The 16,726-nt window shown below is 74.3% G+C and carries 16 protein-coding genes and 1 pseudogene; 9 read left to right on the top strand and 8 right to left on the bottom strand.

Translation table 11 applies throughout. The features are described from left to right. Positions 1-23: 23 nt before the first annotated feature. Complete coding sequence (mptB, locus tag FB558_RS34720; RefSeq protein ID WP_170231689.1) at positions 24-1,625, bottom strand: polyprenol phosphomannose-dependent alpha 1,6 mannosyltransferase MptB; 1,602 nt, start codon at positions 1,623-1,625, stop codon at positions 24-26. A 76-nt stretch (positions 1,626-1,701) separates the two neighbouring features. On the opposite strand from mptB, the gene FB558_RS34715 reads away from it, so the two are divergent. The 7 genes from FB558_RS34715 to FB558_RS34685 are packed head-to-tail and all read left to right on the top strand — an operon-like array spanning position 1,702 to position 8,023. After that, positions 1,702-2,469, top strand: coding sequence for a helix-turn-helix transcriptional regulator (locus FB558_RS34715; protein WP_425468137.1), 768 nt, complete (start codon positions 1,702-1,704; stop codon positions 2,467-2,469). Next, positions 2,466-3,893, top strand: a complete 1,428-nt coding sequence (gene sufB, locus FB558_RS34710) for a Fe-S cluster assembly protein SufB (RefSeq protein WP_142061042.1) — start codon at positions 2,466-2,468, stop codon at positions 3,891-3,893. Before FB558_RS34715 ends, sufB begins: the two co-directional genes overlap by 4 nt. Further along, complete coding sequence (sufD, locus tag FB558_RS34705; protein ID WP_142061040.1) at positions 3,890-5,080, top strand: Fe-S cluster assembly protein SufD; 1,191 nt, start codon at positions 3,890-3,892, stop codon at positions 5,078-5,080. The genes sufB and sufD overlap by 4 nt, the downstream gene beginning before the upstream one ends. A gap of 32 nt (positions 5,081-5,112) precedes the next feature. Then, positions 5,113-5,883 (top strand): Fe-S cluster assembly ATPase SufC, encoded by a 771-nt coding sequence (gene sufC, locus FB558_RS34700; protein WP_142061038.1) that lies wholly within the window; start codon positions 5,113-5,115, stop codon positions 5,881-5,883. Further along, positions 5,883-7,169: a cysteine desulfurase gene (locus FB558_RS34695; RefSeq protein WP_211367049.1), complete on the top strand. Its 1,287-nt coding sequence runs from the start codon at positions 5,883-5,885 to the stop codon at positions 7,167-7,169. Before sufC ends, FB558_RS34695 begins: the two co-directional genes overlap by 1 nt. A gap of 6 nt (positions 7,170-7,175) precedes the next feature. After that, the gene (gene sufU, locus FB558_RS34690; protein WP_142061034.1) at positions 7,176-7,640 is read left to right on the top strand and encodes a Fe-S cluster assembly sulfur transfer protein SufU; all 465 of its coding nucleotides are present in this window, start codon (positions 7,176-7,178) and stop codon (positions 7,638-7,640) included. Continuing rightward, positions 7,637-8,023, top strand: a complete 387-nt coding sequence (locus tag FB558_RS34685) for a metal-sulfur cluster assembly factor (protein WP_142061032.1) — start codon at positions 7,637-7,639, stop codon at positions 8,021-8,023. Before sufU ends, FB558_RS34685 begins: the two co-directional genes overlap by 4 nt. Before the next feature lie 37 nt (positions 8,024-8,060). Here FB558_RS34685 and FB558_RS34680 read toward each other — a convergent pair whose 3' ends face one another. Next, positions 8,061-8,789, bottom strand: coding sequence for an aspartate/glutamate racemase family protein (locus FB558_RS34680; protein ID WP_142061030.1), 729 nt, complete (start codon positions 8,787-8,789; stop codon positions 8,061-8,063). A gap of 77 nt (positions 8,790-8,866) precedes the next feature. On the opposite strand from FB558_RS34680, the gene FB558_RS34675 reads away from it, so the two are divergent. Then, positions 8,867-9,751: a LysR family transcriptional regulator gene (locus tag FB558_RS34675; protein ID WP_142061028.1), complete on the top strand. Its 885-nt coding sequence runs from the start codon at positions 8,867-8,869 to the stop codon at positions 9,749-9,751. 76 nt (positions 9,752-9,827) lie between these two features. Here the strand turns inward: FB558_RS34675 and FB558_RS34670 are convergent, their stop codons facing one another. From FB558_RS34670 to FB558_RS34655, 4 genes are all read right to left on the bottom strand, one after another. Next, positions 9,828-10,808 carry a helix-turn-helix transcriptional regulator gene (locus FB558_RS34670; protein WP_142061026.1) on the bottom strand — a complete coding sequence of 327 codons (981 nt, stop codon included), beginning with the start codon at positions 10,806-10,808 and terminating at the stop codon, positions 9,828-9,830. 38 nt (positions 10,809-10,846) lie between these two features. Beyond that, on the bottom strand, positions 10,847-11,842 hold the full coding sequence (locus tag FB558_RS34665; RefSeq protein WP_246106975.1) for an adenylate/guanylate cyclase domain-containing protein: 996 nt from the start codon (positions 11,840-11,842) through the stop codon (positions 10,847-10,849). Position 11,843: 1 nt separating this feature from the next. Then, positions 11,844-12,293: a universal stress protein gene (locus FB558_RS34660; protein ID WP_142061024.1), complete on the bottom strand. Its 450-nt coding sequence runs from the start codon at positions 12,291-12,293 to the stop codon at positions 11,844-11,846. 69 nt (positions 12,294-12,362) lie between these two features. Further along, entirely contained in the window at positions 12,363-13,562 is a 1,200-nt protein-coding gene (locus FB558_RS34655; RefSeq protein WP_142061022.1) for a lycopene cyclase family protein, read from the bottom strand. A 90-nt stretch (positions 13,563-13,652) separates the two neighbouring features. Here FB558_RS34655 and FB558_RS34650 point away from each other — a divergent pair. Continuing rightward, positions 13,653-15,179, top strand: a pseudogene (locus tag FB558_RS34650) (deoxyguanosinetriphosphate triphosphohydrolase family protein). Between the two features lie 8 nt (positions 15,180-15,187). Here FB558_RS34650 and FB558_RS34645 read toward each other — a convergent pair. Then, on the bottom strand, positions 15,188-15,658 hold the full coding sequence (locus tag FB558_RS34645; RefSeq protein ID WP_211367048.1) for a heme-degrading domain-containing protein: 471 nt from the start codon (positions 15,656-15,658) through the stop codon (positions 15,188-15,190). Further along, positions 15,658-16,710 (bottom strand): L-glyceraldehyde 3-phosphate reductase, encoded by a 1,053-nt coding sequence (gene mgrA / locus FB558_RS34640; protein ID WP_281288712.1) that lies wholly within the window; start codon positions 16,708-16,710, stop codon positions 15,658-15,660. The genes FB558_RS34645 and mgrA overlap by 1 nt, the downstream gene beginning before the upstream one ends. Positions 16,711-16,726: the final 16 nt, after the last annotated feature.

The following is a 16,726-nucleotide window of genomic DNA, read 5'->3' as shown; positions in this document are numbered from 1 at the left end:
CGAGCTTAGGCTCGACCTGGGGTTCAACGAGGTGCCGGGTCCGGCCCCGGAGCCGCCACCGGGGCACGGCCGGGCAGCGCGTCGATGTCCGCCCCGCTCTGACCGGCGAGGTGCCGGCGCAGCACGAGCAGCATGACCAGCAGGATGCCCAGGCCGGCGATGATCGCCATGGGCAGCTGGAAGGCGCGGAAGTTGAAGTCGGCGCCCGTGGGCGGGACGAGGAGCGCGAGCACGGCCGAGGCGGCGAGGGCGAGGCGCCGGTAGCGGGGCAGGCCGCGGGTGGCGGCGAGCGGGATCGCGGCCCACAGCAGGTACCAGGGGTGCACGATCGGTCCGAGCAGCACGACGGCGCCGAGACCGGCGCCCATGCCGGTGATCGCGTCGAGCCGGCCGCGCAGCACGGCGAACAGGAGCAGGACGACCAGCACGCCCGACACCGCCAGCCCGATCCCGCGCGCGACCACGAGCGTGGAGTCGGTGTGGTCGCCCATTCCGGCGAGGATGCCCACCTGTCCCGACAGCAGGCCGAAGTCAGTGGACACCGACATCCAGCTGCGGATGAGGCTGGGCACGCCGAGGGTCTGCAACCAGCCGATGCCCACCCCCGTGCCCACCGACAGCGGGATGTAGACGGCGAGGGTGAGCAGCAGGAACACCGAGGCGACGGCCACCACGTGCCCGGCCTTCGCGCCGCGCCGCCGCGCCCACTCCATGCCGAGGAAGCCCAGTGCCAGCAGGGCGGGCAGCTTCACCGCGGACGCCGCCACGATGAGCAGGGCGCCGCCGAGCAGGTGGGGGTCGAGCAGCCGGTCGCCCGCGCGCAACCCGATCTCCATCCCGGCGAGCATCAGCCCGATCATGATGGCCTCGTTGTGGATGCCGCTCACGAGGTGGAACAGCACGAGGGGGTTGGCGGCGCCCAGCCACATCGCGAGCCCCGGGTCGAGACCGCAGCGGCGCGCCAGCTTCGGCAGGGCCCACACGATGAGCCCGACCCCGGCCAGCGCGAGCAGCCGGTGCTCGAAGAGCCCGAGGACGACGTCGTTGCCCGACAGGGCGGTGATGACCCGCCCCATCAGCAGGAACAGCGGCCCGTACGGGGCGGGGGTGTCGCGCCAGATCGTCGGGATGCTGCGGGTGAGCGGGTCGTCGACGCCCAGCGCCTCGGCGGGGCCCAGCACGTAGGGGTCCAGCCCACGGGCGAGCGTGGCGCTCTGGGCCAGGTAGCTGTAGACGTCGCGCGAGAACAGCGGTGGCGCCACCGCGAGCGGGACGGCCCACAGCACGGCGGTGCGGGCCAGCTGGCTCCGGTTCGGCGCCGGGGCCACGGCACCGCGGGCGCGCAGCATCTTGCCGATCCACAACCAGGCGAGCACGAGCAGGCAGATGCCGGTGTAGCTGACGGCGATGGCGATGGTGGTGTTGCGGCTGGGCAGGCCGAGCAGCCGCAGGCCGAACACCGGGTTGGGCACGGGCAGCGCGCCCGCGCCGAGACCGCTGACGGCCATCAGGAGCGTGCCGGTGAGGCCCACGCGGCGTGCGATGCGGCTCGGATCGCGGGGAGCGGCACCCGCAGTCCCGGGTTCCGCGTCCGCCGCGGCGGAGTCGAGTTCCCGGGCGACCATGGGCGGCAGCCTAACGAGCACCCCCGACGTGACCGTGCTCACCCACGGCGTGGCCGGCTTTGCGGTCTCCGGGGATATACGCAAGACTGGTGTTGTGAAAAGCGCCGGGCCTGCTGCGCCGGTCGACGTCCGCCCTCCTGAGGCGCCGTCGGCCGGTGAGGGCGGCACGCGTGAGGCCGTGGCCCGCCTGCTGATGGAACAGGGGCCGATCACGGCCGCCGCGGTGGCCGCCGAGCTGGAGCTGTCCGCGCCCGCGGTGCGCCGCCACCTCGACGCGCTACTGGCCGACGGGGAGGCCGAGGTGCGCAGTGCACCGCGCCGAGGCCCGCGCGGCCGCGGCCGGCCTGCCCGGCAGTACCTGCTCACCGACGCCGGGCGCGCCCGGTTCGGGCACGGCTACGACGAGCTGGCCGTCGCCGCGCTGCAGTACCTCGCCGAGCACGGCGGGGAGGCGGCGGTGCGCGGGTTCGCCCGCAGCCGGGTCGACGACCTGCTCGGCGCCGGCGTCCAGCAGATCACCGCGGCATCCGGTCCCGACGGGCGGGCGGAGGCGCTGGCCTCGCTGCTCACGGCGCGCGGCTACGCGGCGCAGGCCCGCGAGTCGCACGCGGGCGTGCAGCTGTGCCAGCACCACTGCCCGGTTGCCCACGTCGCGGCCGCGTTCCCGGAGCTGTGCGAGGCTGAGACCCAGGCGTTCGCCGCCCTGCTCGGCACCCACGTGCAGCGGCTGGCCACCATCGCGCGCGGCGACTCCGCGTGCACCACCCACGTTCCGCTGGACGCTCCCGACGTCCGGCGGAAGCACGACACCACCACCACCTCTGCAGGGAGGCAGCCCGAATGACCACGGCTCCTGAGGCCCTCACCCAGGAGGAGACGCTCGCGACGCTCGGCCGCTACGACTTCGGCTGGGCCGATCCCGACGTCGCCGGCGCCTCCGCCCGTCGCGGCCTGTCGGCAGACGTCGTCTCCGACATCTCCCGGATGAAGAACGAGCCGAAGTGGATGCTCGACTTCCGGCTCAAGGCGCTCGACCTGTTCGAGCGCAAGCCGATGCCGCGCTGGGGCGCCGACCTGTCGGGCATCGACTTCGACAACATCAAGTACTTCGTGCGGTCCACCGAGAAGCAGGCCACCTCGTGGGAGGAGCTGCCGGAGGACATCAAGAACACCTACGACAAGCTGGGCATCCCGGAGGCGGAGAAGGCCCGGCTGGTCGCGGGCGTCGCCGCGCAGTACGAGTCCGAGGTCGTCTACCACCAGATCCGCGAGGACCTGGAGGAGCAGGGCGTCATCTTCCTGGACACCGACACCGGCCTGCGCGAGCACCCGGAGCTGTTCAAGGAGTACTTCGGCTCGGTCATCCCGGCCGGCGACAACAAGTTCTCCGCGCTGAACTCGGCCGTGTGGTCGGGCGGGTCGTTCATCTACGTGCCGCCGGGCGTGCACGTCGACATCCCGCTGCAGGCCTACTTCCGGATCAACACCGAGAACATGGGCCAGTTCGAGCGCACGCTGATCATCGTCGACGAGGGCGCCTACGTGCACTACGTCGAGGGCTGCACCGCGCCGATCTACAAGACCGACTCGCTGCACTCGGCCGTGGTCGAGATCGTCGTGAAGAAGGGCGGCCGCTGCCGCTACACGACGATCCAGAACTGGTCGAACAACGTCTACAACCTGGTGACCAAGCGGGCCAAGGCCGAAGAGGGCGCCACCATGGAGTGGGTCGACGGCAACCTGGGCTCCAAGGTCACGATGAAGTACCCGGCCGTGTGGCTGATGGGCGAGCACGCCAAGGGCGAGGTCCTGTCCATCGCGTTCGCCGGCGAGGGCCAGCACCAGGACGCCGGGGCGAAGATGGTGCACCTGGCGCCGCACACGTCCTCGACGATCATCTCGAAGTCGGTGGCGCGCGGCGGTGGCCGCACCTCCTACCGGGGTCTGGTCCAGGTCAACCCGCGGGCGCACCACAGCCGGTCCACGGTGAAGTGCGACGCGCTGCTGGTCGACACGATCAGCCGGTCGGACACCTACCCGTACAACGACATCCGCAACGACGACGTGTCGATGGGCCACGAGGCCACCGTCTCCAAGGTGAGCGACGACCAGCTCTTCTACCTGATGAGCCGCGGTCTCACCGAGGACGAGGCGATGGCGATGGTCGTGCGCGGGTTCGTCGAGCCCATCGCGCGCGAGCTGCCCATGGAGTACGCGCTGGAGCTGAACCGGCTGATCGAGCTGCAGATGGAGGGTTCGGTCGGATGACCGTTCCGAACACGGCACCAGAAGTTGCCGGCCTCGCCCCCGAGCTCAAGGGGGCCAAGAAGGGTCAGGGCGAGACGCCGATCGCGTCGGCGAGCGAGCGGTTCACCTCCTACGACGTCGAGGCATTCGAGGTCCCCGGCGGCCGCGAGGAGAACTGGCGGTTCACGCCGCTGCGCCGGCTGCGCGGCCTGCACGACGGCAGCGCGGCGTTCGACGCCGCCGCCGCGGTCGAGGTCCCCGCCACACAGGGGGTCACCGCCGAGACGGTCGGGCGCGACGACCCGCGGATCGGGGAGGGCGGCGTGCCCGCCGACCGGGTCGCGGCCGCCGCGTGGTCGGCGTTCCGCGAGGCCACCCTCGTCACGCTGGACGGCACGCCGGAGCCCGTCACGATCACGGTGACGGGGCCGGGGGAGGGGCGCAGCGCCGCGGGTCACCTGCAGCTGCGCACCACCCCGAACACGCAGGCCACCGTGGTGGTCGAGCAGCGCGGATCCGGTGTGCTGGCCGACAACCTCGAGGTGGTGCTGGGCGACGGGTCGCAGCTCACGCTCGTGGTCACCGAGGAGTGGGCCGACGACGCGGTGCACGCAGGGGCGCGCCACCTGTCGGTGGGGCGCGACGCCACGCTGCGGTCCACCGCGGTGGCGCTGGGCGGCGACCTGGTGCGCGTCACCGAGACCGTCACCTACCGCGGCCCCGGCGGCGACGCCGAGCTGGTCGGCCTCGGCTACGCCGACGCGGGCCAGCACCTCGAGCAGCGCCTGCTCGTCGACCACGGCGTGGCCCACTGCCGGTCCAACGTGCTGTACAAGAACGCACTGCAGGGCGACGGGGCGCACGCGGTGTGGGTCGGCGACGTGCTGATCCGCGCCGCCGCGGAGGGCACCGAGACCTTCGAGTTCAACCGCAACCTCGTGCTCACCGAGAAGGCCCGCGCCGACTCGATCCCCAACCTCGAGATCGAGACCGGCGAGATCGCCGGGGCCGGGCACGCGAGCGCCACCGGCCGGTTCGACGACGAGCAGCTGTTCTACCTGCAGAGCCGCGGCATCCCCGAAGACGTCGCGCGCCGCCTCGTCGTCCGCGGCTTCTTCGGCGAGATCCTCGCGAAGATCACCCTGCCCGAGCTGCGCGAGCGTCTCAACGCCGCCATCGAGGCCGAGCTCGCCGTCACCGGCGTCTGACGCCACCCGACCACCACGGAGTACTCACAGACATGTCCACCCTGGAGATCAAGGACCTGCACGTCTCGGTGGCCACCGACGACGGCGCCAAGGAGATCCTGAAGGGCGTCGACCTCACGGTCCGCACCGGCGAGACGCACGCCATCATGGGCCCGAACGGGTCCGGCAAGTCCACGCTGGCCTACGCGGTCGCGGGGCACCCCAAGTACGAGATCACCTCGGGCAGCGTCACGCTCGACGGCCAGGACATCCTCGAGATGACCGTCGACGAGCGCGCCCGCGCCGGCCTGTTCCTCGCGATGCAGTACCCGGTCGAGGTGCCCGGCGTCTCGATGTCGAACTTCCTGCGCTCGGCGGCCACCGCCGTCCGCGGCGAGGCGCCGAAGCTGCGCACCTGGGTCAAGGAGGTCAAGGGCGCGATGAGCGACCTCGACATCGCCTCGGACTTCGCGGAGCGCTCGGTCAACGAGGGCTTCTCGGGCGGGGAGAAGAAGCGCCACGAGGTGCTGCAGCTCGCCCTGCTCAAGCCGAAGTTCGCCGTCCTCGACGAGACCGACTCCGGCCTGGACGTCGACGCGCTGCGCGTCGTGTCCGAGGGCGTCAACCGCTACCGCGCGGGCGGCGAGACCGGGGTGCTGCTGATCACGCACTACACGCGGATCCTGCAGCACATCACCCCCGACCGCGTGCACGTGTTCGCCGGCGGCCGCGTGGTGGAGTCCGGCGGGCCGGAGCTCGCCGACGAGCTGGAGAAGAACGGCTACGTGCGGTTCACGGGCGGGAAGGCCGAGGCGGCGGTCTGATGACCGGCACCCTCGACGGCGTGGAGCTGGACGTCGGGGCGGTCCGGGCGGACTTCCCGATCCTGTCCCGCACCGTGCGCGACGGGCGCCCCCTGGTCTACCTCGACTCGGGGGCCACCTCGCAGCGGCCGCGCCAGGTGCTCGACGCCGAGCGGGCGTTCCTCGAGCAGCACAACGCGGCGGTGCACCGCGGTGCCCACCAGCTCGCCGAGGAGGCCACCGACGCCTACGAGTCGGCCCGCGCGCGGATCGGCGCGTTCATCGGCGCCGACCCGGGAGAGGTGGTGTTCACGAAGAACGCCACCGAGGCGATCAACCTCGTCGCGTACGCGATGGGCAACTCGTCGGTGCGCACCGGGCTCGGCGCCGAGACCGAGCGGTTCGTGCTCGGCCCCGGCGACGAGATCGTGATCACCGAGCTGGAGCACCACGCCAACCTGGTGCCGTGGCAGGAGCTCGCCCGCCGCACGGGCGCCACCCTGCGCTGGTACGCGGTCGACGAGGGCGGGCGGCTCGACCTCGACTCGGTGCAGCTGTCCGAGCGCACCAAGCTGGTGGCGTTCGCCCACCAGTCGAACGTGCTGGGCACGATCCTGCCGGTGGCCGAGCTGGTGCGCCGCGCCCACGCCGTGGGCGCGCTCACCGTGCTCGACGCGTGCCAGTCGGTGCCGCACATGCCGGTGCACCTGGCCTCGCTCGGCGTCGACTTCGCCGCGTTCTCGGGCCACAAGATGCTCGGCCCGTCGGGCATCGGTGTCCTGTACGGGCGCGCGGAGCTGCTGTCCGCGATGCCGCCGTTCCTCACCGGTGGCTCGATGATCGAGCTGGTGCGGATGGAGGGGTCCACCTACGCCCCACCGCCGCAGCGGTTCGAGGCGGGCGTGCCGATGACGTCGCAGGCCGTGGGGCTGGGCGCGGCCGTCGACTACCTGTCGGGCATCGGCATGGACCGCGTGCACGCCCACGAGCTGGCGCTCACCCGCGCGGCGCTGGACGGGCTGGCCGAGGTGCCGGGAGTCCGGATCATCGGGCCCCGCACGCTGGAGGAGCGCGGCGGCGCGGTCGCGTTCGTCGTCGACGGGGTGCACGCCCACGACGCCGGGCAGGTGCTCGACGACCGCGGCGTGGCCGTGCGGGTCGGGCACCACTGCGCGTGGCCGTTGCACCGCCGCTTCGGCGTGGCGGCCACCGTGCGGGCGTCGTTCGCGGTGTACAACACCCTCGACGAGGTCGGCGCGCTGATCGACGGCGTGCGCGCGGCCCGCGACTTCTTCGGGGTGAGCTGAGCCGACATGCAGCTGGAACAGATGTACCAGGAGATCATCCTGGACCACTACCGGTCGCCGCACGGCGCCGGTCTGCGCGAGCCGTACGACGCCGAGTCGTTCCAGATCAACCCGACCTGCGGCGACGAGATCACCCTGCGCGTCAAGATGGACGGCGAGGTGATCGCCGACGTCTCCTACGAGACGCTCGGCTGCTCGATCAGCCAGGCCTCGGCGTCGGTGCTCACCGACCTCGTCGTCGGGCGGTCGGTGGAGGAGTCCCACGAGGTGCTCGGGGCGTTCCAGGCGATGGCGCAGGGCCGCGGCCAGGTCGAGCCGGACGAGGACGTGCTCGGTGACGGCGTCGCGTTCGCGGGCGTGGCCCGCTACCCGGCACGCGTGAAGTGCGCGCTGCTCGGGTGGATGGCGTTCAAGGACGCCGTCGCGAAGGCCGGTACGGGTAGCGTCGAGGCGGAGGAGGCAACCACATGAGCGACAGCGACACCGAAGAGGTCGTGCGGGGCGCGGCCGGGATGCCCGAGCCCCCCGCGCAGCCTGCGGGCGAGGTTTCGGTCGACGACCTCGAGGAGGCCATGCGCGATGTGGTCGACCCCGAGCTGGGCATCAACGTCGTCGACCTCGGCCTGGTCTACGGGATCCAGGCCGAGAAGGGCGTCGCCACCATCGACATGACGCTCACGTCGGCGGCGTGCCCGCTGACCGACGTCATCGAGGAGCAGGCGCGCGGCGCGCTCATCGGCCCCGGCCTCGTCGACGACATCAAGATCAACTGGGTCTGGATGCCGCCGTGGGGCCCTGACAAGATCACCGAGGACGGCCGCGAGCAGCTGCGAGCCCTGGGCTTCCGCGTCTGATCGGCACGTCATCTGCAACGAACGGCACTTTCGTCGGCTAGGTAGCGACGAGAGTGCCGTTCGTCGTGTGGGGGGTGGGGGAGAGGGACAGGTCGGCTGCCGCTCGGGCGTGGGTGCGCGCCGTCGCGATCAGCGGCAGTGCCGCGTCCGCCTGCGTGAGCGCCAGTTCCAGTTCCGTGCACGCCAGCGCCACGGCCTGCGCGCCCGCCCCGGCGAGCTCCCGGACGGCCGCCTGCAGCGCGGCCGACGACTCCGGGCGGACCTCCCCGACCGTGAGCTCGCCGAAGATGATCTCGTCGAGCCGGTCCCGCGCGGCTGCCCCGGGCACCACGGTGTCGATGCCGTGACGGCTCAGGCGCTCGGCGTAGAAGCCGTCCTCGAGCACCGGACGGGCGCCCAACAGGCCGATCCGCCGCGTCCCGAGGCGGGCGGACTCCTGCGCCACCGCGTCGGCGATGTGCAGGAACGGGACGCCGAGCCCGTCCTCGATCGCGCCCGCCGCCTTGTGCATGAGGTTCGTGGCGAGCACGACCAGCTCGGCGCCGGCGCCGACGAGGCCGTCCGCGCTCGCCCTCATGATCGCTCCGGCTCGCTCCCAGTCGCGGTCGACCTGGCACTGCCGGATCCCCGAGAAGTCGAGCGAGTGCACCAGCAGGTCGGCGCTGTGGTGCCCGCCGCGCCGCTCCTGCACCCGCTCATTGATCACCCGGTAGTACTCGGCCGTCGAGTACCAGCTCATCCCACCGATCACGCCGATCCGTCGCATGGCGCTCATGGTGCGCGGGACCCGCTGCCATAGGTAGCCGTGTTCTCCTGCGAGGAGCCATCGCCCATGCTTATGCCATGGATCCCCGTCGGTTGCTCACCTTCCGCGCGGTCGTTCGCGCCGGCTCGATCAGCGCCGGTGCCCGCGAGCTGGGGTGGACCCAGCCGGCCGTGAGCCAGCAGCTCGCCGGTCTGGAGCGCGCCGCGGGTACCCCGCTGCTGGTGCGTGGGCCGACCGGGGTGGTCCCGACGGAGGCGGGTGCGGCGGTGCTCCGGCACGCCGAGGCGGTGGACGGTGCACTGCGCGCGGCCCGCGAGGAGGTCGACGACCTGATCGGATTGCGGTCGGGCACCGTCCGGATCGCGGCGTTCCCCTCGGCCGGGGCCGTCGTCGTGCCCGCCGTCGCGGCGGCCCTGCGAGAGCGCGCCGTGCCGGCGGGGAGCCCTGGCGTGCAACTGCGGACGGAGGAGGCCGAGCCGCCGGAGGCCGTGGCGCTGGTCCGGTCCAACGACGTGCACCTCGCGCTGGCGTTCCGCTACCCCGGCCCCGTCGAGGCGGGCGACCTCGTGTGGCATCCGCTGGCTCAGGACCCGACCCGGATCGTGCTGCCCGCGACGCGACCGCCGGTGGACGGGCTCGCGGCGCTGCGCGACGAGGCGTGGGTGGCCGGCTGCGCGCGGTGCCGCGCCCACCTGCTCGCCGCGTGCGCCGCCGTCGGTTTCACCCCCGATGTCCGGCACGTCACCGACGACTACGTGGCGGTGCAGGCGCTCGTCGCCCGCGGGGTGGCCGTCGCGCTCCTGCCCGAGCTGGCGCTGCGCGCCGCCACGCTCGACGGCGTGCGCGCCCATCCCGACCCCGCGCTCGCTCCCCGCACGATCGGCGTGCTGCACCGGCCCGGTGTCGACCGGGTGCCCGCGGTCGCCGCGGTCCTGACGGCCCTGAGGACGACCGCGGGCTGAGCCACCGGATGCGCGGCCTCGCCGCACGCCGCTCCGGCGACGTGGAATGCCGGGTGCGCGAAGCGGCGCGGGAGCGTCAGCGCGCCGATCGAGCCAGCCGTTCGCCCAGGGCGCGGACGTGCTCGCGGAGTTCGGGCGGCTCGTGCACCTCGAACTCGCAGCCGAGCCGGACCAGCGCGATGGCCAGCCACTCCAGGGTGTCGGTGTGGCTGCGCAGGCGGCACCGGCCGGCGCCGATCGGCTCCAGGTCGCCGGGGGAGTCCCCGATCCGGCCGCGGACCTGCTCGACCGGCGCGTGCAGCGTCGCGACGGCCGAGTGGACCGGAACGAGCGAGTACAGCCGGTCGGTGACGTAGGTGGCGGCGTCGGGTGCGGGCAGCGTCCGCGGGGTGGCGCGGGCGCCCGTCGGCCGGGTCGCGGTGATCCGGTCCACGCGGAAGGTCCGCCAGTCGTCGCGGTCGAGGTCGTAGGCCACGAGGTACCACCGCCGCCCCGCGGACACCAGCCGGTGCGGCTCGACGTGGCGCCCGCCTGCGGTGTCACCGGTGCCGGTGCCGCCTGCGCCGTCGGGGCGGTGGTAGCGCAGCCGGGCCCGTTCGCGGTTGGCGATCGCCGCGGCCAGCGCCGTCAGCTGGGCGGGGTCGACGGGCGTGGCGTACACGTCCGGGGCCGGGACGGTGGCCGCTCCCAGCGCGCCCACCCGGTGGCGCAGCCGCGACGGCAGCACCTGCTCGAGCTTGGCGAGGGCGCGCACGGCCGCCTCGTCGATGCCGGTGATGGCCTGCCCCGCGGCGGTCCGCAGGCCGACGGCGATGGCGACCGCCTCGTCGTCGTCGAGCAGGAGCGGCGGCATCGCGGTGCCCGCGACGAGCCGGTAGCCGCCGGCCGCACCCATCGTGGCCTCGACGGGGTAGCCCAGGCCGCGCAACCGGTCGACGTCGCGGCGGACCGTGCGCAGGCTGACCCCCAGGCGGCGGGCGAGCTCGCTGCCGGGCCACTCGCGCGGGGTCTGCAGCAGGGAGAGCAGGGTCAGCAGCCGGGCCGGTGTGTCTGCCACGTCGAGGAGGATGCCACCGCGGGGTGCCAGGACCTGACCTACTCCGCGGTGGCCGACCGTTCCAGCAGCCAGGGGTGCAGGTGCCGGTAGCCGCGCACGGCCACCGAGCGCAGCGGCCGCAGGGCGTAGCGCGGGTCACCGGTCAGGGCGTCGGCCATCCCGCGGTCGACCAGCACGCTGCCCGGCCGGGCGTGGGCCGTCAGCCGGGCCGCGATGTTCACGACCTCGCCGTAGACGTCGCCGTAGCGCACCAGCACGGGGCCGGTGGCCAGACCGATGCGCAGGTCGGGCAGGGCGGGCTCGGTCCGGACGCGGTCGAGCAGCGCGAGGGCGATCCCGGCGCCGTCGCCCACCGCGTCGGCGACGAACAGCACCTCGTCGCCGACGGTCTTGACGATGCGGCCGTGCCCGTCGGCGATCACCTCGGTGGTGGTCGAGCCGAACCGCTCGATCATCTCGCCGAGCTCGGCCGTGGAGCGGCGGCGGGTGGCACGGGTGAAGCCGACCATGTCGGCGAAGCCCACGACCAGCGGCCAGGTGCCGGTCGCGTCGGCGCGCTCGACCGGCACCAGCATCCGGCGGACCGCCGCCGCCAGGTGCCGGCGCCACACGTAGTTCTGCAGCTCCTCCAGCCCGGGCAGGGCGGCCGCGGCGATCTCCTGCGCGCCCTCGGGCGTCACCGTCCCGTGCTGCGCCTCGATGACGCGCACGAGCATCCCGACCTGCCACTCGGCGAGCCGCGACATCGACTGCGCCACCGCCCGCGCCACGGCCTCCCGCACGTCGGGCTCGAGCACGCCTGCGTCGGTGAGGCGGGTCATCAGCCGCACCGCGTCGAGGTCGCGCTCGGTGAACAGGACGTCGCCGTCGGCCGCCTCGGGGAAGCCCAGCGCGCGCCACAGCCGCCGCGCCTCGTCGAGGTCGAGCCCGGCGGCCTCGCTCACCTGCGAGCGGGTGTAGCGGCGCGGGGCGCCGAGGACCAGCTCCTCCAGCGCCTCGTCCAGGGGGCGGGCGCCTGGCCGCGGCGGCGCCACGTCAGGTGGTGTGGACGATCAGCACGTCCACGCCGGCACGGCGGGCCACGTCGGAGGGCACGGAGCCCAGCAGCCGCCCGCTGAGCGTGTTGAGGCCGCGGTTGCCGACGACGAGCAGGTCGGCGTGCGAGTCGCGCACGGCCTTGCGCAGGACGTCCACGGGCGGCCCGTCCGCCGCGGTGGTGCGGATCTTGCGCGCGCCCGCGGCCGCCGCGCGCTCCTCGGCCGCCCGCAGCGTCTCCTCGGCGGGCGTCCAGCCGACCACCAGGTAGGCCTCGTCCTTCAGGGCGTCCTCGGCCTCGGCGGTGTCCTGCCGGGATGCGGGCGTGTAGGCGCACACGATCACGAGCTCGGCCTGGCTGTCGGCGGCCACGGCGGCGGCCCGGTCGACGGCGGCGAAAGAGGTGTCGGAGCCGTCGGTGCCGACGACGATCGTGCGGTAGGCGGGCATGGGGAGCCTCCGGCGTCGGGGAACGTGGGCAGCAGGTTACCGCCGGTAGCAACACGGGCGCGCGCGCCGTCACCCGCCGGTGGGTGCGGGCGGCGCGGGTGGGAGCAGCGCGGGGGTGACCAGCCGGGCGCGCAGGCGCCAGTCCGCGTGGGCGAACAGGCTGCGCATGGTGGCGGCCGTGCCCGGGACGTCGGCCCGTCCCGTCAGGTAGGCCCACCGGTGCCGGGGCGGCAGCGCGAGGAAGACCTCGAAGAACGCGGGCACCTCCGCGGGAGGCATCCGCAGCAGGGCCTCGAGGCCGATGTGGCGGAACCGGTGCACCGCGCCCGATCCCGCCGGCCAGACCACCGACCGCGCGGCGGCGAGCGCGGCGGCCGGACCGGCGGGCAGCCGGCCGGCGATCGCCGCCGCCACCGCCGGGGCGAGGCGCAGGGCCGTGGCGACGCTGAAGCCGCTCGCCGGGTGCACGAGCGGGGCGGCGGCACCGAACCCGAGCACGCCCGGTGTGCGGTGGCGGGGGGAGTCGACCGGGAAGCGGACGGTCTCGCGCGCCGCGGCGGCGGGCGCGTGGATGCCGTGCCGCGCGAGACGGGCGTGCAGCCTGCGCCGCAGCAGGGGGACCGGGAGGCCGGGGCGCCGTGCCAGGGAGGTCTCCTCCAGCAGCACCGCGCCCCGCCCGAGCGGCACCCCGTAGAGGAACGTCGGCCACCCGGGCTCGCCGTGGTCGGGGCGCCAGTCCATGAACAGCGCCTCGCCCGGCGGCACCAGCGGCGCGGCGGTCGCGGCGTCGACGACCACTCCCGCGGCGGTCTGCTCGGCCGCCGGGCGCTCCCGGGCCCGCCCGCGCAGCGGTTGGCGGTGCCCGGCGGCGTCCACGACCACCGCGGCGGTGAGCACGGTGCCGTCGGCGAGCCGCACCGCACCCGGGCCCGCCGTCCCGGCGGCCCGCCCGGCGCAGACGGTGGCACCCGCCCGCCCGAGCGCGTCGTCGAGGTGCGCGCGCAGCGCGGGCACGTCCAGCACGGCGTAGTCCCAGCCGAGGCGGTGCTCGGTGCGGGCGATCGCACGGCCTGCGGCGCGGGCGGCCACCACGCCGTCGGGCAGGCCGGGCGGCAGCTCGTCGGCCCAGCACCCGTAGGTCGCCCGCCACGGGGCGTCGGGCGCGGGGTCGAGGAGCACCGTGCGCAGCCCGTGCGCGGCGGTGGCGGCGGCCAGCGCCCTCCCGGCGGGCCCGCCGCCGACGACGAGCACATCGGGATCGCGCCGCACCCCGGCATCCTGCCCGGCCGGGGTCCACCACGCAGGCCGCGGGCCTCCGGCGGGGACCACTAGCCTGCCCCCGTGGCGGAGGATCTCTCGGTGGCGCGGGCGGGTCGGCGCTCCGGCGTGGGGGAGACCGGGGCCGGGCTGGCCGCCAGCCCGTTCCGGGTCGACCGCGACCGGATCGCGGCGTCGCCGTTCTTCGCCCGCCTCGCCGGCGTCACCCAACTGGTCAGCCCGACCGGCAGCGGCCTGCTGCTGCACAACCGGCTCACCCACAGCCTGCAGGTGGCCCAGGTGGCGCGCGCCATCGCCGAGCGCCTCACCGAGGACCCCGCAGCCGGCGCGGTGCTCGACCGGCTCGGCGGCTGCGACCCCGATGTCGTCGAGGCCGCCGCGCTGGCCCACGACCTGGGCCACCCGCCGTTCGGGCACCTCGGCTAGCAGGTACTCGACCGGCTCGGGCGCGAGCAGCTGGGGCTGCCCGACGGGTTCGAGGGCAACGCGCAGAGCTTCCGGGTCGTCACCACCGTCGACCTGCACGGGCCCGGCGGCGCGGGCCTCGACCTCACCGCGGCGGTCCGGGCCGCGGTGCTGAAGTACCCGTGGGCGCGGCGCAGCCACCCGGATCCGCACCCGAGCACCGCGGCGACGCCGCCGCGCGGCGCGGGCCCGCTCCCGGACGCCGTGACGGCCGGCTCGGCGAAGTTCTCCTGCTACCTCACCGAGCTCGACGACCTGGTGGAGAGCCGGGAGGTGTTCGCGGGCGCGATCGGACCGTGGCAGCAGACTGTGGAGGCGGCGGTCATGGACACCGCCGACGACGTCGCCTACGCCATCCACGACCTGGAGGACTTCCACCGCGTCGGCGTGCTGGCCCAGCCGGGCGTCGCCGTGGAGCTGGGCGGGTGGATCCGCGACCGGACGGCGCTCGCGGCCGCCGACCCCTCGGCGCTCGGCCCGCTGCGTCCCGGCGCCGACCTGGAGCGGCTGCGCAGACGCCTGCACGCCAAGGACGCGTGGGCGTTCGACGACGAGGTCTTCGCCGCGGCCGTCGCCGTCGTGCGCGAGGAGGTCGTCGACGGGCTGCTCGCGCTCCCGTTCGACGGGTCGATGGCCGCGGAGCGCACGGTCGCGGAGTTCTCCGCGCGCTGGACGGCCCGGCTGGTCGCCGGGGTGCGCGTGCTGGCGGACCCGCCGGTGCGGGCGGCGCCCGTCACGCTGGCGACCGGGCCGTGGCACGAGGTGGCGGTGCTGAAGTTCGTGCACCAGCGGTTCGTGCTGCAGCGCGCCGACCTGGCCTCCCACCAGCGCGGGCAGGCCACCGTGCTGGCCGGGCTGGTCGGGGCGCTCGCCGAGTGGCTGACCGCCGACGACGACCCGGTCCGCCTGCCGCCCCGGCTGCACGACCTGGTGGCGCTGGCCCACGAGGAGTACGGCGGGCTCGCGGCCGCAGGCCACCTCGGCCCCGACGAGAGCGGGAGGCGCCCCGACGTCGACGCGCTCGCCCGTGGCCGCGCGGTCGTCGACTACGTCGCGTCGCTCACCGACGGGCAGGCCGGCGCGCTGCTCGACGTGCTCACCGGCCGCTCCGCACGCCTGTGGACGGACGCGGTGGTGCTCTAGAGCTCGGGCTACGCGCCGCGGAACGCCCGCAGCTGCTCGACGACGAACTCGTGGTCCCGCACCTGCGGCAGCCCGGACACCCCGACGGCGCCGACCACGCCGGTGCCGTGCAACCGGATCGGGAAGACGCCGCCGTTCGCGGCGTACCGATCGGCGGGTAGCCGGGAGTCCGTCTCGTACACCCGCCCCTGCACCCGGAACTGCTCGCCGACGCCCATCGTGCTGCGCTGGAAGTGCAGCGCCGCCCGGGTCTTGCGCTCCAGCCAGCTGTCGTTGTCCGGAACCGCGCCGTCCAGCGCGCAGTGGAACACCCGCTGCTCGCCGAGCACGATCCCGATCACGATCGGCAGCTCGCGCTCGACCGCGGCCGCCCGCATCCGGCTGCCGAGCTGCCAGGCGTCGGCGCGGGTGAACGCGTCGAACACCAGCTCCCGCTCCTCGGCCAGGATCCGGTCGTGGAACTCGCTCGAGTAGGTCATCAGGCCTCCGACGACGCGGCCCAGATGTTGAGCCCCCCGTCGCGGGCGTGCTCGTCGATCGCCGCGAGCTCGTCGGCGGTGAAGCCGGGGCCCCGGACGCTCGCGACGGTGTCCTCGAGCTGCTCGGGCCGGCTCGCCCCGATGAGGACCGAGGTCACGCGCGGGTCGCGCAGCACCCACGACACGGCCATCTGCGCGAGCGACTGGCCCCGCGCCTCGGCGATCTTGTGCAGGGCACGCACGTGCTCGAGGTTCTCCTCGCTGAGCATGTGCTCGCGCAGCGTCTTGCCCTGCGTGGCGCGCGAGCCCTCCGGGATCCCGTTCAGGTACTTGTTCGTGAGCAGGCCCTGCGCGAGCGCCGAGAACGCGATGCATCCGACGCCCTCGTCGGCCAGCACGTCGAGCAGGCTCGGCTCGCCCTCCTCGATCCACCGGTTGAGCAGCGAGTACGACGGCTGGTGGATCACCAGCGGGGTGCCGAGCCCGCGCAGGATCGCCGCCATCTCACGCGTGCGGGTGGCCGAGTACGACGAGATCCCGACGTAGCGGGCCTTGCCCGCGCGCACGGCCGCGTCCAGCGCCGCGGCGGTCTCCTCCAGCGGCACCTCCGGGTCGAAGCGGTGGCTGTAGAAGATGTCGACGTGGTCGAGCCGCAGGCTCGACAGCGAGTGGTCGAGGCTGGCGAGCAGGTGCCCGCGCCCGCCTCCGGAGCCGTGCGGCCCCGCGAAGAACGGGTAGCCCGCCTTCGTGGAGATGATCAGCTCCTGGCGGAGACCGGAGAAGTCCTCCTGGAGGATCCGGCCGACGTTCTTCTCCGCCGACCCGAACGGCGGGCCGTAGCCGTTGGCCAGGTCGAAGTGCGTGATCCCCAGGTCGAACGCCTTGTGCATGATGGCGCGCTGGCGGGCGATCGGGGTGTCGTCGCCGAAGTTGTGCCACATGCCCAGCGAGACGGCCGGCAGCTTCAGGCCGCTGCGGCCGACCCGGCGGTGCGGCATCGCCTCGTACCGGTCGGGGTTGGGGACGTAGGCGGGCGTGACGTGCACGGGCACGGGAGTTCCTTTCTCG

The organism is Pseudonocardia kunmingensis (assembly GCF_006716445.1).
GTDB classification, from domain to species: Bacteria; Actinomycetota; Actinomycetes; order Mycobacteriales; family Pseudonocardiaceae; genus Pseudonocardia; species Pseudonocardia kunmingensis.
Note: the sequence above shows the minus strand (reverse complement) of the source record. Positions and strands in the feature narration are given on the sequence as shown.